This is a genomic window from Streptomyces sp. NPDC025806 (genome assembly GCF_055558275.1).
Genome location: NZ_JBVHMU010000010.1, coordinates 295,820 through 311,033, shown reverse-complemented (window position 1 = coordinate 311,033; position 15,214 = coordinate 295,820). Strand labels below are relative to the sequence as shown.

Sequence of the window (15,214 nt, the reverse complement as noted above, 5' to 3'; positions counted from 1 at the left end):
AGACGTCAGGGCCTCGCGGAACGGGCCGGTGACGCGGGCGCCCCCTGTGCGCGTCCGGGCCACTCCTCCTCCCCGCGGGCCCCGAGCCGAGCGAGGGAGAGCCCCCCAGTGACGATCGCGCCCGCCGATCCCGCCTCAGCCCCGGTCCGTGCCGAAGCCGATGCCCCCGGCACCGCGCTGCTGCGCACGCTGACCGAGCTGACCGCCGACCTGACCGACGCCGACCCGGGCCGGGTCGCCGCCGCGGCGCTGCGCGGCCGGTCCGCCCGGGCCGACGAGGCGGAGCTGCGCGAGCTCGCCACCGAGGCGGCGGCCGGACTGATCTCCGAGGACCCGGCCTACTCGCGGCTCGCGGCGCGCCTGCTCACCCTCACCGTCGCGGCCGAGGCCGCCTCGCAGGGCGTCACCTCGTTCACCGGCTCGATCGAGGTCGGGCACCGGGAGGGCCTGATCGCGGACCGCACCGCCGAGTTCGTGCGCGTGCACGCCGCCGCGCTCGACGCGCTGATCGACCCGGCCGCCGACGACCGCTTCGGCTACTTCGGCCTGCGCACGCTCTTCAGCCGCTACCTGCTGCGCCACCCGATCACCCGCAAGGTCGTCGAGACGCCGCAGCACTTCCTGCTGCGCGTGGCCTGCGGCCTGGCCGAGGACGAGACGGTGCGCGCCCTGGACGAGGTCGCCGCGCTGTACGGCCTGATGAGCCGGCTCGACTACCTGCCCTCCTCCCCCACGCTGTTCAACTCCGGCACCCGGCACCCGCAGATGTCGAGCTGCTACCTGCTCGACTCCCCGCTGGACGAGCTGGACTCGATCTACGACCGCTACCACCAGGTGGCCCGCCTCTCGAAGCACGCCGGCGGCATCGGCCTGTCGTACTCCCGTGTCCGCAGCCGCGGTTCGCTGATCCGGGGCACCAACGGGCACTCCAACGGCATCGTGCCGTTCCTGAAGACGCTCGACGCGTCGGTCGCCGCCGTGAACCAGGGCGGGCGCCGCAAGGGCGCCGCCGCCGTGTACCTGGAGACGTGGCACTCCGACATCGAGGAGTTCCTGGAGCTGCGCGACAACACGGGTGAGGACGCGCGCCGCACGCACAACCTCAACCTCGCGCACTGGATCCCGGACGAGTTCATGCGCCGGGTGAACGAGGACCGGCCGTGGTCGCTGTTCTCTCCCGCCGACGTGCCCGAGCTGGTCGACCTGTGGGGCGAGGAGTTCGACGCCGCGTACCGCGCGGCCGAGGCCGCGGGTAAGGCGCAGAAGACGATCCCCGCGCGGGATCTGTACGGCCGCATGATGCGCACCCTCGCGCAGACCGGCAACGGCTGGCTGACCTTCAAGGACGCCGCGAACCGCACCGCCAACCAGACGGCGGAGCCCGGGAACACGGTCCACTCCTCGAACCTGTGCACCGAGATCATCGAGGTCACGGACGACGGCGAGACGGCCGTGTGCAACCTGGGCTCGGTCAACCTCGGCGCGTTCGTGGACACGGCCGCCGGGGACATCGACTGGGAGCGCCTGGACGCGTCCGTCCGCACGGCCGTCACGTTCCTGGACCGGGTCGTCGACATCAACTTCTACCCGACCGAGCAGGCGGGCCGCTCCAACGCGAAGTGGCGTCCGGTGGGTCTGGGCGCGATGGGCCTGCAGGACGTGTTCTTCAAGCTGCGGCTGCCCTTCGACTCGGAGGAGGCGCGCGCCCTCTCCACCCGGATCGCCGAGCGGATCATGCTCGCCGCGTACGAGGCCTCGGCGGACCTCGCCGAGCGCCACGGGCCGCTGCCGGCCTGGGAGAAGACCCGCACCGCGCGCGGTGTCCTGCACCCGGACCACTACGGCGTCGAGCCGGTCTGGCCGGAGCGCTGGGCGGCGCTGCGCGAGCGCATCGCCGCGGTCGGCATGCGCAACTCGCTGCTGCTCGCGATCGCCCCGACCGCGACGATCGCCTCGATCGCCGGTGTCTACGAGTGCATCGAGCCGCAGGTCTCGAACCTGTTCAAGCGCGAGACGCTCTCCGGCGAGTTCCTCCAGGTCAACTCGTACCTGGTGGAGGAGCTGAAGAAGCTCGGCGTGTGGGACGCGCAGACCCGTGAGGCGCTGCGCGAGTCCAACGGCTCGGTGCAGGACCTGACCTGGGTGCCCGCGGACGTGCGCGCGCTGTACCGCACGGCGTGGGAGATCCCGCAGCGCGGCCTGATCGACATGGCGGCGGCCCGCACCCCGTACCTGGACCAGGCCCAGTCGCTGAACCTGTTCATGGAGACGCCGACCATCGGCAAGCTCTCCTCGATGTACGCGTACGCCTGGAAGTCGGGCCTGAAGACGACGTACTACCTGCGCTCGCGCCCCGCGACGCGCATCGCCCGCGCGGCGGCCCGCTCCACCGTCCCCGTCCAGGTGGCCGACCCGGACGCCGTCGCCTGCTCCCTGGAAAACCCCGAGTCCTGCGAGGCCTGCCAGTAATGACCACCCCTGCCACCGAGAAGAACCTGCTGGACCCGGGCTTCGAGCTGACCCTGCGTCCCATGCGCTACCCGGACTTCTACGAGCGCTACCGGGACGCCATCAAGAACACGTGGACGGTCGAGGAGGTCGACCTCCACTCGGACGTCGCCGACCTCGCGAAGCTGTCGCCGGGCGAGCAGCACATGATCGGCCGTCTTGTCGCGTTCTTCGCGACGGGCGACTCGATCGTCTCGAACAACCTCGTGCTCACCCTGTACAAGCACATCAACTCCCCCGAGGCGCGCCTGTACCTGTCGCGCCAGCTGTTCGAGGAGGCCGTGCACGTCCAGTTCTATCTGACGCTCCTGGACACGTACCTGCCCGACCCGGACGACCGCGCGGCCGCGTTCGACGCGGTCGAGGAGATCCCGTCGATCCGCGAGAAGGCCGAGTTCTGCTTCAAGTGGATGGACTCGGTCGAGAAGATCGACCGTCTGGAGACGAAGGCCGACCGCCGCCGCTTCCTGCTGAACCTGATCTGCTTCGCGGCCTGCATCGAGGGGCTCTTCTTCTACGGGGCCTTCGCCTACGTGTACTGGTTCCGCTCGCGGGGCCTGCTGCACGGGCTCGCGACGGGCACCAACTGGGTGTTCCGCGACGAGACGATGCACATGTCCTTCGCGTTCGACGTGGTCGACACGGTCCGCAAGGAGGAGCCGGACCTGTTCGACGACGAGCTGCGGGTCCAGGTGACCGACATGCTGCGCGAGGCGGTCGACGCGGAGCTGCAGTTCGCCCGTGACCTGTGCGGGGACGGCCTGCCCGGCATGAACACGGACTCGATGCGGCAGTACCTGGAGTGCGTCGCCGACCAGCGTCTGCAGCGGCTCGGCTTCGCGCCCGTGTACGGCTCGGAGAACCCGTTCTCCTTCATGGAGCTCCAGGGCGTCCAGGAGCTGACGAACTTCTTCGAGCGCCGGCCCTCGGCCTACCAGGTGGCGGTGGAGGGCTCGGTCGGCTTCGACGAGGACTTCTAGGCAACCTCGGAGGGCCGAGTGCCCTCTTCCTGGTCAGGCGACCGTGGTGAACCGGGCCTGGTGGGACGCGCTTTCGGCGTCCTGCCGGGCCCGGCGCAGCTGCCGGTCGATCCTGCGGTCGTGGGCCATCCCGTAGAGGGAGGGGGCGGCGAGGAGGAGGAAGACGACGAGGACGGTGAGGTAGTTCATCGCTGCGTTCATGTCCTCCACTCTCCCGCCCGTCAGGCCCTCGCAGCAGTGGCAGGACTGTCATAGAACCTCGAATTCCTGCCACGCCTGAGGCACACTGGACCGCATGCTGAAAAACGTGGCGGCAGTACTCCTCGACGGTGTGCACCCCTTCGAACTCGGCGTCGTGTGCGAGGTGTTCGGCCTCGACCGCAGCGAGGCGGGACTGCCGGTGTACGACTTCGCGGTGGTCTCCGCTGAGGGCCCGGCGCTCGGCACGCACGTACCCGGCATGACCGTCTCCACGCCGTACGGACTGGACCGGCTGGAGGAGGCGGACCTCGTCGCCATCCCCTCGGCCGGGCGGCGCTACGAGGCCTATCCGCCGGAGCTGCTCGACGCGCTGCGCCGCGCGGTCGACCGGGGCGCCCGCGTCCTGAGCCTGTGCGCGGGCGTGTTCGTGCTCGGCGAGGCGGGGCTGCTCGACGGGCGCCGCTGCGCGGTGCACTGGCGGTACGCGCGCGAGCTCGCCGCCCGCTTCCCGCGCACCCGCGTCGACCCGGACGTGCTGTACGTGGACGAGGGGCCGGTCGTGACCTCGGCGGGGACGGCGGCCGGGATCGACGCCTGCCTGCACCTCGTGCGCAGCGAGCACGGCACCGAGGTGGCCAACGCGATCGCCCGCCGCATGGTCGTGCCGCCGCACCGCGACGGCGGGCAGGCCCAGTACGTGGAGCGGCCCCTGCCGGCGACGCGCTGCGACACGGTCGGCGAGGTGCTCGCGTGGATGGAGCGGAACCTGGACCGGCCGGTGACCGTGGAGGAGCTGGCGGCACGGGCCCTCATGTCGCCGCGGACCTTCGCGCGGCGTTTCCAGCAGGAGACCGGCACGACGCCGTACCGGTGGCTGCTGCGCCAGCGGGTGCTGCTCGCCCAGGAGCTCCTGGAGCGGACGGACGAGACGGTGGACGCCATCGCGGCGCGCGCCGGGTTCGGCAACGCGGCCGCGATGCGCCACCAGTTCATGAAGGCGCTCGGCACGACACCGAACGCCTTCCGGCGGACGTTCCGGGTGCGGGCGGCGGCCTGAGCCGCGCCCGCCCCGGACGGGTCACCTGGCCCGCACCTCCAGCAGGGCGCCCTTCGGCTGCAGCGTGATCCCGATGCGGGCCGTGCTGTCCGTCCCCTCGGTCGCCGCCAGGCGCCACTTCTGCACCACCGTGCCGAGAATCAGCGACAGTTCGGCCATGCTGAAGTGGTCCCCGGGGCACTTGCGGTTGCCGACGCTGAACGGGGCGTGGGCGGCGGGCGTGACGTCGGCGGCCCGCTCGGGCAGCCACCGGTCCGGGTCGAAGGCCAGGGCGTCCCGGAACGCGCGCGGATCGCGCTGCATGGCGAGCGGGCTGTAGAGGATGTCCGTACCGGCCGGAATGCGATACCCGCCGAGTGTCGTGTCGACGGAGGCGAGCCGTGTCAGAATCCAGACCGCCGGGCGTATCCGCATCGACTCGGTGATGAGATTCCGCATATATGCGAGTTCTCCCAGATCACCGAAAGCGACCGGGCGATCCCCGCCCGTCACGGATTCAACTTCCTGGCTCAGCCGGTTTTCGTGCTCGGGGTGTTCGGCGAGGAGCTGGAAGACCCATGTCAGGGTCTTCGCCACATTCTCGGCACCGGCCACGACGAGAGACACGACCTGGTCGTGCACCTCCTGTTCGTTGACGGCTTCACCATTTTCATCGCGGTCGTCGAGCAATGCCGCGAGGAGGTCATCGGGATTGCCGCCCGAAGCCGCCTCGGCCCTGCGCTCGGCGATGATCTCGTCGACCATGCGATGCAGATCGGCCAACGCGTTCTCGAATCGGCGATTGGCCGGAAGCGGCAGCCGGTACAGCGGGCCGAAGGAGAGGATCATCCGCCGGTACAGGCCCTCGAAGACGGTGTGCAGCGCCGTGGAGAGCCGGTCGGCGCGCTCGTCGATGGAGTCCACCTGGAGCACCGAACGCGCCACGATCCGGGTCGCCGTGCGGAAGACCTCGGCGGCGATGTCGACGGTCTGCCCGTCGCTCCAGCGGTCCGCCATGCGGCGCGCCTCGTCCTCCATGACGGCGGCGTACTCGTGGATCTTGTCCATCCGGAACGCGGGCTGGATGGCCCGCCGCTGACGCCGGTGCAGCGCCCCGTTGCTGGTCGCCACGCCCTTGCCGAGGAGGACGCCCATGGTGTCCCACAGGGGGCCGCCGACCGCGAAGTCGGGGCTCTTGAGGAGCGTGGCCACGAGCTCCGGATCGCACACCGCGTAGGCCGTGCGCGGGCCGAGCCGCAGCCGCACCACGTCGCCCCCGTCGCGCAGCCCGGTGAGGAAGCCGAGCGGGTCGCGCAGCAGGCTCCCGGCGTGGCCGAGCACCGGGACGGCGCCGGGCGCGAACGGCGGGACGCCGGACTCGGCCTCGCCGGCCGTCCGGTCCCGCAGGGTCGAATCGACGGTCATGCGCATTCACCCACCTGATCGGGCTGTTCGTCGCTTATGTAGGGCGGGGTGGACCGGTCGTCCCAGCTGTCCACCGCATAACGCCCTGATTCGTGATGGAACCAGTACACGGAACTGAACCAGTTCCGCATGTTCCCCACGCACGCCCTTATGGCGTCCGCGAGTTCCTTTCCGTGCTGTCCCACCTGTTCCGTGGACGCCGCCATCTGTTCGACTTCTTTTTCCGCCTCAAGGAAATCGTCGATGGTTCCCTGCACCCTTCGGCGGACTTCCACGACGGCTTCCTGAAGGGAAAGTCCCTGATGTTTGATGAGACTTATCCCGAGGTTGTGAAGCTCTTCTCCCGCGAGCTCCTTGGGAAGTGAGCAGAGGTCGTTGTACCACGCGGCGAAATCCTGGCAGGCAAGTGCCGCACGCGTAAACGCTTCGTTCTTCCTGACCCACGCGGGCAGTTCGTACTGCGCCGAGGGCTCCAGGAGGTCGAGCCAGATCCAGTGCGCGAACGTGTTCCTGCGCAGGGCGATGTACTCGTCCACGGTGGGCACCGTGCCGGTCATCCGGTTGTGGAACTCCTGGTCGTACGCGTCGATCACCACGTGGAAGTGGCGGGCGAAGCGGGCGTTCCAGCTCCGGCCCAGGGAGCCGTAGAGCCGGTTCACGCTCTCCGCGAACCCCGCGACCAGCGGGTCCTTGTGGTCCAGGTGGAGCTGCGGGGCCTCGGTGGCCGCGTGCAGCTGGACGGCGAGCCGCCGCCAGCTCGCCGTCCTCCCGTGGATCACGTCACGGTCGTGCCGGTCGTCCCAGACGAAGAACCACGCGCTGTAGTCGCAGATCGCCGACAGCACGTCATCGGGGGCCCCGATGTAGTAGCCCGCCATCAGGTCCGTGTAGCACAGGCCATCGGCATATTTCTCCACCTTGTCGGCGGGCATCAGACGTTTTTCCAGCAGCCAGGAGCGGGTCTTCTCCTGAAGCTTGGGCCAATACGGGTGCAGGTTGCGAGGAAACGCATCCTCGATCGCCGGCAGTGCCAGCGCCGGTGGGACCACGGTCTCCGGATAAGCAGCCACGAACAAACCCCTCTCTGCCGCCTGTTGGCGTACGCCCCCAGCAGTGCCGGGCGCGCGCCGTTGCGTATCCCCGCGCTTTCTATTCAGCACTACAACTGACCGTTCTGGGAACGGATTTGCTCCCCTCACTACCCCCCGCCGCCGGAATCGTCCCCTTACATGACTGAATCTGTGGCATGAACGGCCGGTCCTGTTCGCACACACAGCCGTACGCGACCGGTTCGCGGGCACAACAGAGCGGCGCCCGGCCGGAATTCATCCGTACCAGGCGCCGCTCGAAGCTCAACCGGCCCGTCGGGACCAGGAGTTGGATCTAGTTGTTGGGGACGACCTCGTAGCGCGGGGTGCCCTCCTCCATCTGCTTCAGGGCGTTCTTGCGCTCGCGCTTCGACAGGCGGTCGATGTACAGGTAGCCGTACAGGTGGTCCGTCTCGTGCTGGAGGCAGCGGGCGAAGTAGCCGGTGCCGCGCACGGTGATCGCGTTGCCCTTCTCGTCGCGGCCGGTGACCACCGCGTAGTCGGGGCGGGCGAGCTCCGCGTAGGCGGTCGGCACGGACAGGCAGCCCTCGTTCGAGTCGTCGAGGCGGCGGCGGTCGGCGGGGAGCTCCTGGAGGACCGGGTTGCACACGACGCCCGTGTGGCGGACGCCGTCGTCGTCGGGGCAGTCGTACACGAAGACCTTCAGGTCGACGCCGATCTGGTTGGCGGCGAGGCCGACGCCCTCGGCGGTCCGCTGGCTGGCGAACATGTCGTCGACCAGCTGCTCCAGCTCGGGGCCGAACTCGGTGACGTCCTTGCACTCCTTGTGCAGCACCGGGTTCCCGACCACGGTGATGGGCCGCGACGTGCCCCGCTCGCGGTACGCCGCCTCCCGCGCCTCACAGTCCTCGGTGTCGATGACGAAGCCCTCGTCGTCCACGGGGAGCACGCCGGCGTGCTGCTTCTCGGTCTCCTGCTGCGCCATGACGGACGTGAGCCTTCCTGAGCTACATGAACAGTGCCCCTACAGGGTACGGGCCAGCACCTGCCGGCGCGGGCCCCTGCCACACACGAAGTCCGCCCCCTGGGGGGCGCACGCAGTGTGCCCCTTCAGGGGCGCGGGGAACTGCGCGAGCAACCACGACGAAAGCCGCACCCGGCGACGACGACCAAGCCCCGCGGCGCGCTTCCGCACCGGACCCCCGCAAACCGCTAGCAGACCTCTTCGAGATCCCGCCAGTCACGGGAGTCGGGACTGTCCGCGACCCAACCGTCCAGCAGCCCCCGCACCAGAGAAGCCGGCGCAGCCACACCACACTCCCGCTCCGGCACCCACAACTGCCCGTCCGTCCGATGCCCCAGCGGCCCGGGATGCCCCGGCTCACTGTGATCGTGCGGATCGAGATGCGTCCCGTCCCCCTCGTCCGAGGGCATCCGCGACTCGGAGCACGTCCGGCACAGCAGCCGTACCGACGAGGACCAGTCCTCCGCCGCGAACCCGGCGTCCGCCGCGAGCCGCTCCAGCGCGTCCCGGTCCGCCTCGGTCGCCGCCTCAAGCAGCACGACCCACGTCGGCACCGGCGACGGCGCCCAGAGCTCGATCTCGTCGAACACGGGATACGAGTGCCCCGTGGCCGTGGTCCGCTCCCCGTGCGGGACCCCGTCGTGCAGCACGACCTCGCCCCAGCGCCGCCCCGAGGACGGCAGCGGAATGGACAGCACCTCGATGCGCGCGGGGTCGAGCCTGCGCCCCCACACGACCTCGGCCTCCCCCTCCGGTGAGAGCCGCACGGCCGCGCTGCCGAGGTCCATGCCCGCCGGCTCACCGACCGCGGCCACCCCGCCCGGCACCTTCAGCCCGTACGCCTGCCAGGCCCGCCGCGCCAGCGGCCAGTCCTGCAGTGCGGTGGCGGCGATGCCCACGTTCCACCAGTCCGGCGCGCCCGTCTCCCGTTCCAGCAGCGCGACCGCCCGCAGACCCGCGCTGCGCGCCTGCTCCCAGTCGTGCCGGAACTTGTGCAGCAGCGCCAGATTGAACCAGGACTCCGAGAGCCACGGCTCCAGGTCGGCGGCACGGGTGAGCAGCGCCCCCGCGTCCTCGTACCGGCCGTCGCCGATCAGCGTGAACGCGCGGTCCGTGGCCTGTCGCCACGAGGCCGATGGCCGGTGCCGTCCCTTGCCGAAGATCCTCACGATTCCCGCCTGCAGACTCTCGAGGCCTGTGCCCCCGGACACACCCTGTTCTTCGGGCTCATTCGCATCCAACCACGTACGGTCGGACGCCCGCTCATTACCCATGGGTCACCCGGCCGAACCCAGGAGCGGCCCGGGCCGCGAAACCACTCTGGCCAGGGCTTCCACGACGTCCGACTGATAATCGCGGCCGGTGCCGAGACGAAGCCGCTCCAGGGCCTTCAGCGGCCCCTGGGGACCCTCTTCCCTGGCCATCTCGTCGTACGCGTTCGCCGCCCGCACGATCCGCGCGGCGACCGGCTGCTCACGGTACGGGTCCGCCTGCCGCTCGACCACCACGGCGACCCGGGCGTCCACCCCGGTCTGCCGGACGACGGCCCCGCCGAGCAGGGCGATGCTGCGCTGCCGGTCGGCGGGGAGCGCGGCGGTGGCCCCGTCCGCGACGGGGTCGAGCAGGGAGAGCTGGCCGATGTCGTGCATGAGGGCGGCGTACTCCAGGACGGTCAGTTCGGGCTCGGACAGGCCGAGGTCGCGCCCCACGGCCCGGCTCAGCGCGGCGACCCGCAGCGCGTGCCCGTGCGGGGTGTACCCGGCGATCTCGGTGGCGCGGGCCAGCGAGGCGATGGTCTGCCGGTACGTGGCCCGGACCGCGGCGTAGCGGCGGAAGGCCAGCTGGGTCAGGAGCAGCGGCAGGCTGATCACGGGCAGCGCCCACAGGCCGGCCACGGCGACGGCGAGCGCGGTGACCGCGCCGGTCGCGCAGACGGCCGAGCCGATGCCCGGCACGGCCCGCAGTTCGTCACGGAGCAGCGGCCCGAACGGCCATCCGGTGCGGGCCCGCGCGAGGACGGCGGCGAGCACGGCGTCGCACAGCACGGTGAGCGCGAGGAGCCCGGCGACCACCAGGGCGTATCCGGGCCCGTTGCCCACCCACTCGGCCAGCCGGCCCTGGTTGTAGAGCGGCTGGAAGCAGACGGCGGCGAAGGCGACGGTCAGGACGCGGCGGGCCATGTGGTCCGGGGTGGGTCCGTTGCCGCGCGCGATGTGCGGGACGCAGCCGACGAGGCAGCCGGCGAGGGTGACGGCGACGACCTGGAGGACCCCGTGCCGGGTCGGCTCCCCGGCGACCTCGCCGAGCAGCGCGTAGGCGAGGGCGCCGGCCGTGCCGAGCGGCGCCGGCTCGCGGTCGTCGCCGCGGCCCCGGCGGGCGAGCTCGCCGACCGCGACGAGGAGCCCGAAGGCGAGGGCGATGCCGCGGTCCTCCAGGCCGTGCCAGGCGCTCCGGACCAGGGCGAGACCGGCGAGGCCCAGGGCGACGGCGTGCACGCCGAGGACGAGCGGGGTGCGCCGTCCGGGCGCGCGCGGTGCCGGTCCGAGCGGCGCGCGGTCGCTCACCGGGAGGCCGCCCCCGGCACGGGGAGGTCCGTGCCGCGCGGGGCGGGCACGGCGGTCTCGTCGGCGGTGACGACGGGGTGCCAGCCCTCGCGGCCGAGCACGCGCGTGAGCGCGCCGACCATCACGGGGTCGAACTGCGATCCGGCGCAGCGGTCCAGCTCCGCGAGCGCGACGTCGACGGGCCGCGCCCGGGAGTACGTACGGGTGGAGGTCATGGCGTCGAAGGCGTCGGCGACCGCGACGACGCGGGCGAACTCCGGGATCTGCGCGCCCGCGAGCCCGTACGGGTAGCCGCTGCCGTCGAGCCGCTCGTGGTGGTGCAGGATCGCGGCCCGGGCCTCGCCGAGGAAGCCGATGCCGCGCACCATCTCGTGCCCGTACTCGGGGTGCAGTTCGATGACCTTGCGTTCCTCGGGGGTGAGCGGGCCGTCCTTGCGCAGCAGCCGGGTCGGGACGCCGAGTTTGCCCACGTCGTGCAGGATCCCGGCGAAGCGCAGCACCTCGACGCGCTCCTCGGCCATGCCGAGCTCGCGGGCGATCATCATCGAGGCCTGCCCGACGCGCTCGCTGTGCCCGCGCGTGTAGCCGTCCTTGATGTCGACGGCCTGGACGAGCGCCCTGATGGTCGCCTGGTGGGCGGCGCGCTCGCGCTGGTACTGGGCGAAGACCCAGCAGGAGATGTACATCGGCAGCAGGACGAGCAGCGAGGCGAAAGGCCCGTAGGCGCCGGCCCACAGGACGGCCATCATCATCCCGGCGAGGCCGTGCACGACGACGGGGGCGAGGGTGCGCCCGAACAGGCCGCGCCAGGCGGAGCGCAGCGGGACTCGCTCGGCGGTGGCGCGGATGCCGCCGTCGAGGAGGGTGAGCGCGGCACAGAAGACGAGCGCGCCCGCGCCGCAGGGCACGAGCGCGTACGGGAAGCGGGGCGCGGAGATCGCGGCGGCGCCGTCGAGCAGCGCGAAGGCCTGTGCGGCGGCCCAGACGGCGAGGGCGAGCCGGACGGCGCGCCAGGTCCGGCGCAGCGCTCGGGGCCGCTGCTCCACCCGGCCGAGCAGGGCGCCGGGCACGGCGACGAGCGCGGCGGCGGCCGGAGGCAGCAGAAACGCTCCTGCAAGCAGGGCGGGGAAGAACGTGCCCATGTCCTGGGGAGCCCGACGCCCGACGATCCGCAGCCGCCCCGCGTGCTCACAGCCCGCGTAGACGGCGGCGAGCAGGACGGCGGAGGGCCAGGGGGTGTGCGGGGAGAGCGCCGGGGCGGCACAGAAGAGGCCCGCCCCCACGGCGAGAAGCACATAGGCGCAGGCCACCGGCGGAACCGACCGCATGCCCCAACTCCCTCCCCGTGGCGTTCAGTTCACGGAGAATAGGACGCTCGCCGCTCCACCGGGGCGGCATCGGGGGGAATACCGGGGCACACGGCCCCGGATTAGCACGATCGGGTGAATCGGATGACGTGCCAAGCTGACGCGGGAGCTCAACTCCCGCGCGCGGCACGGCACTTCCCGCGCGTGAGCGGGGTCAGGCCAGCGAGTTCCCGAAGCCGTCCTCCGGGGTGGCGTCACCGGAGCGGATCAGTTCGATCCGGCCCATGACCTTGGCCCGCAGGTCGCTCGGCACGTCGTCGTGCCCGCAGCACCGCTTCACCAGCTTCTTCACGGCCTGCTCCAGGCCGTACTTCTCCAGACACGGGGAGCACTCCTCGAAGTGCACCTCGAACTTGGTGCAGTCCGGATCCGGCATCTCATGGTCGAGGTACTCGTAGAGATGATCGAGAACTTCACTGCAGTCCGTCTCGTGCGGCTCTCCGCAGCTCATGAGCCCGAACCTTTCACTTCGTTCGACTCTCCGGCGCCGGCCGGGACGAGCCCGCGGTCACGGGCGTAGTCCTCGAGCATGCCGCGCAGCTGGCGACGGCCCCGGTGGAGCCGGGACATCACCGTCCCGATGGGTGTCCCCATGATGTCCGCGATCTCCTTGTACGCAAAGCCCTCTACGTCCGCGAGATACACGGCGATGCGGAATTCCTCGGGGATCGCCTGGAGCGCCTGCTTCACGTCCGAGTCGGGCAGGTGGTCGAGCGCCTGCGACTCGGCGGAGCGCAGACCGGTCGACATGTGCGACTCGGCCCGGGCCAGCTGCCAGTCCTCGATCTCCTCGGCGGCGCTGCGCTGGGGCTCGCGCTGCTTCTTCCGGTACGAGTTGATGAAGGTGTTCGTGAGGATCCGGTACAGCCACGCCTTGAGGTTCGTGCCCTCGCGGAACTGGTGGAACGACGCATACGCCTTCGCGTACGTCTCCTGGACCAGGTCCTCCGCGTCTGCGGGGTTGCGCGTCATGCGCAGCGCAGCGGAGTACATCTGGTCGAGGAATTCCAGCGCGTCCCGCTCGAAGCGCGCGCTGCGCTCGGCAGCGGTCTCCGCGGGCCCGGGCTGCTCCGCCTGGCCGTTTTCGGTCCCTGCGTCGGTCCCTGCGACCGGACCCACCTCCTCCGACGACGTCGCGAGACCGGGAGTGGTCCCACTCGAATCGGAGGATAGACGACGATCCGGTCCGCCCGCCGCCCGAATAGGCACGGTCCGGGCCGCGTGCAGGACGGTCCACTCCAGGTCAGGAGTGGTGCTGCGGCTCGGGCAGATGGTCGAACCCATGCGGCGGACTTCCTCTCGTACGAACTGTTCACCGATGTTCCGCACAACAGCGGTCCCGGCCGCAACATTCCCGTGCGCTAGCGGAGTGACCGAGTCCACGTGACGACGGCCCCGGTGATCGTCTCCAGCGCCTCCTCCTGGCTCGTGGGGGCGCGCTTCGCCACGGCGAACCCGTGGTCGCCGTACGGCACTTCGACGAGCTCGAACGCGTCCGGCTCCGGGAACTCGGCGGGCTTGCCGAAGGGGTCGTTGCCGCCCTGGACGACGAGGGTGGGGACGCCGGCGCCGAGCAGTTCGTCGGCGCGGGACTTCTCCGGCTTGCCCGGCGGGTGCAGCGGGAAGCTCAGCGCGAGGACGGCGGCGGCGCCCAGCTCCTTCGCCGTGCGGCAGGCCACGCGGGCGCCGGCGCTTCTGCCTCCGGCGATCACCGGGAGGCCGGGCTTCTCCAGTGCGGGCCACAGGCCGCGCCAGCCCGTGTCCAGGGTCTTCGGCGCGGGGGCCAGCTTCTTGCCGGCGACGCGCCACGGCTGCTCCACGAGGGCGACGGTCACGCCGTGGGTCGGCAGGGTCTGGGCCAGGGCCTGAAGGTCCCTCGCCTCGATCCCGCCGCCGGCGCCGTGACTGACGGCGAGGATCCGCCGCGCGTCCCGCGCGGGGTGCCAGGTGATGCGGGCGTCGCCGGTGTCGGTGTGCACGATCTCAGTACGGGTCACCTGGTCATCGTGCCCTGCACCGGATGCCCCGTTCGTCTGCCGCCCCGGTGGGGGCTGGTCGCGCAGTTCCCCGCGCCCCTGAAGGCGAACGGCTTCGCCGTTCAGCCTTCATCGGGGAAATGCGACCCGAAGGGTCTGCATTTCAGGGGCGCGGGGAACTGCGCGACCAGCCCCCACCGGCCCGCACCCGCCGAACAAGCGCCCCCGGCAGACGAGAAGGCGCGCCCCCGCCTCAGAACAGCGTGCCGACCTCCGGCCCGTCCAGCTCCTTCAGGAGCTCGGGCCCGTTGTTGCGGACGTTGCTGACGGCCGTCGCGACCGGATAGGCCCGCATCAACCCCTCCGGCGGCGGCGCCAACAGCCCCTGCAACTCCCCCGGATCGGCCCGCGCGGGATCCAGCCACGCGTCCCACCGGTCAGGCGTCAGCATCAACGGCATCCGGGGATGGATCTCGGCGAGCGAGCGCGGCCCCTCCTCCGGCGCGACCCCGAGCGGAGCGACCTCCGCCTCGGTGGTGATCACCGAGCACGTCACCCACCAGGCCGCCGGATGCGCGTCCGGCAGCGTCCGGTCCCGCCAGAACTCGTACAGCCCGGCCATGGCGAAGACCGACCCGTCGGCCGGCGTCACGAAGTACGGCTGCTTGCGCGCCCGCTTCTTCCTGCCCTCGACCTCCAGGTCGCGCTCGGCGGCCCCGGTCACCCACTCGTAATAGCCGTCGGCGGGCACGATGCAGCGCCGCGCGGCGAAGGCCTGCTTGAAGGACGGCTTCTCGTGGAGCGTCTCCGCGCGGGCGTTGATCATGCGGGCCGCGCCCTCGGGCGTCTTGGCCCAGGACGGCACGAGCCCCCACTTCAGCTTGCGCAGCTGGCGAACCGGCCGGCGGTCCGCGGCGTCTTTGAGGGGACGGTCGAGCACCACGTAGACCTCCTTGGTGGGGGCCACGTTGTAGTCGGGTTCGAGAGCCTCCTCCGGCTCCCAGCGCTCGATCTCAAAGACTTCTGCGAGATCCTCGGGCCCACGACTGGATGCATACCGTCCGCACATACGTGCCACAGTGCC

Annotated in this window: 14 protein-coding genes; 3 read left to right on the top strand and 11 right to left on the bottom strand. The window is 71.2% G+C overall.

Annotated features, from left to right (window positions below; genetic code table 11):
* Positions 1-108 precede the first annotated feature (108 nt).
* Both ACZ4E1_RS24290 and ACZ4E1_RS24285 read left to right on the top strand, forming a co-directional pair.
* Complete coding sequence (locus ACZ4E1_RS24290; RefSeq protein ID WP_467542463.1) at positions 109-2,469, top strand: ribonucleoside-diphosphate reductase subunit alpha; 2,361 nt, start codon at positions 109-111, stop codon at positions 2,467-2,469.
* On the top strand, positions 2,469-3,488 hold the full coding sequence (locus ACZ4E1_RS24285) for a ribonucleotide-diphosphate reductase subunit beta (RefSeq protein WP_467542461.1): 1,020 nt from the start codon (positions 2,469-2,471) through the stop codon (positions 3,486-3,488). The genes ACZ4E1_RS24290 and ACZ4E1_RS24285 overlap by 1 nt, the downstream gene beginning before the upstream one ends.
* A 33-nt stretch (positions 3,489-3,521) precedes the next feature.
* Here ACZ4E1_RS24285 and ACZ4E1_RS24280 read toward each other — a convergent pair whose 3' ends face one another.
* On the bottom strand, positions 3,522-3,689 hold the full coding sequence (locus ACZ4E1_RS24280; RefSeq protein WP_467542459.1) for a hypothetical protein: 168 nt from the start codon (positions 3,687-3,689) through the stop codon (positions 3,522-3,524).
* Positions 3,690-3,783: 94 nt separating this feature from the next.
* Here ACZ4E1_RS24280 and ACZ4E1_RS24275 point away from each other — a divergent pair, with 94 nt between their 5' ends.
* The gene (locus ACZ4E1_RS24275; protein ID WP_467542457.1) at positions 3,784-4,746 is read left to right on the top strand and encodes a helix-turn-helix domain-containing protein; all 963 of its coding nucleotides are present in this window, start codon (positions 3,784-3,786) and stop codon (positions 4,744-4,746) included.
* A gap of 21 nt (positions 4,747-4,767) precedes the next feature.
* On the opposite strand, the gene ACZ4E1_RS24270 is transcribed toward ACZ4E1_RS24275, so the two are convergent.
* The 10 genes from ACZ4E1_RS24270 to ACZ4E1_RS24225 all read right to left on the bottom strand — a co-directional run bounded on the left by ACZ4E1_RS24270 (position 4,768) and on the right by ACZ4E1_RS24225 (position 15,199).
* Positions 4,768-6,150: a bifunctional albaflavenone monooxygenase/terpene synthase gene (locus ACZ4E1_RS24270; protein WP_467542455.1), complete on the bottom strand. Its 1,383-nt coding sequence runs from the start codon at positions 6,148-6,150 to the stop codon at positions 4,768-4,770.
* On the bottom strand, positions 6,147-7,220 hold the full coding sequence (locus ACZ4E1_RS24265; protein WP_467542453.1) for a terpene synthase family protein: 1,074 nt from the start codon (positions 7,218-7,220) through the stop codon (positions 6,147-6,149). The genes ACZ4E1_RS24270 and ACZ4E1_RS24265 overlap by 4 nt, the downstream gene beginning before the upstream one ends.
* A 313-nt stretch (positions 7,221-7,533) precedes the next feature.
* Complete coding sequence (gene def, locus ACZ4E1_RS24260; protein ID WP_467542451.1) at positions 7,534-8,184, bottom strand: peptide deformylase; 651 nt, start codon at positions 8,182-8,184, stop codon at positions 7,534-7,536.
* A gap of 227 nt (positions 8,185-8,411) precedes the next feature.
* On the bottom strand, positions 8,412-9,392 hold the full coding sequence (locus tag ACZ4E1_RS24255; RefSeq protein ID WP_467542449.1) for a tetratricopeptide repeat protein: 981 nt from the start codon (positions 9,390-9,392) through the stop codon (positions 8,412-8,414).
* Between the two features lie 108 nt (positions 9,393-9,500).
* Positions 9,501-10,787 (bottom strand): HD-GYP domain-containing protein, encoded by a 1,287-nt coding sequence (locus ACZ4E1_RS24250; RefSeq protein WP_467542447.1) that lies wholly within the window; start codon positions 10,785-10,787, stop codon positions 9,501-9,503.
* Entirely contained in the window at positions 10,784-12,115 is a 1,332-nt protein-coding gene (locus ACZ4E1_RS24245; RefSeq protein WP_467542445.1) for an HD-GYP domain-containing protein, read from the bottom strand. The genes ACZ4E1_RS24250 and ACZ4E1_RS24245 overlap by 4 nt, the downstream gene beginning before the upstream one ends.
* A 193-nt stretch (positions 12,116-12,308) precedes the next feature.
* Entirely contained in the window at positions 12,309-12,605 is a 297-nt protein-coding gene (gene rsrA / locus ACZ4E1_RS24240) for a mycothiol system anti-sigma-R factor (protein WP_188336952.1), read from the bottom strand.
* Positions 12,602-13,273 (bottom strand): RNA polymerase sigma factor SigR, encoded by a 672-nt coding sequence (gene sigR / locus ACZ4E1_RS24235; RefSeq protein WP_188336953.1) that lies wholly within the window; start codon positions 13,271-13,273, stop codon positions 12,602-12,604. Before sigR ends, rsrA begins: the two co-directional genes overlap by 4 nt.
* A gap of 242 nt (positions 13,274-13,515) precedes the next feature.
* Positions 13,516-14,151, bottom strand: a complete 636-nt coding sequence (locus ACZ4E1_RS24230; RefSeq protein WP_467542442.1) for an alpha/beta hydrolase family protein — start codon at positions 14,149-14,151, stop codon at positions 13,516-13,518.
* Positions 14,152-14,383: 232 nt separating this feature from the next.
* A complete protein-coding gene (locus ACZ4E1_RS24225) occupies positions 14,384-15,199 on the bottom strand; it encodes an SOS response-associated peptidase (protein WP_467542440.1) in 816 nt (271 codons plus the stop codon).
* Between the last annotated feature and the right edge of the window lie 15 nt (positions 15,200-15,214).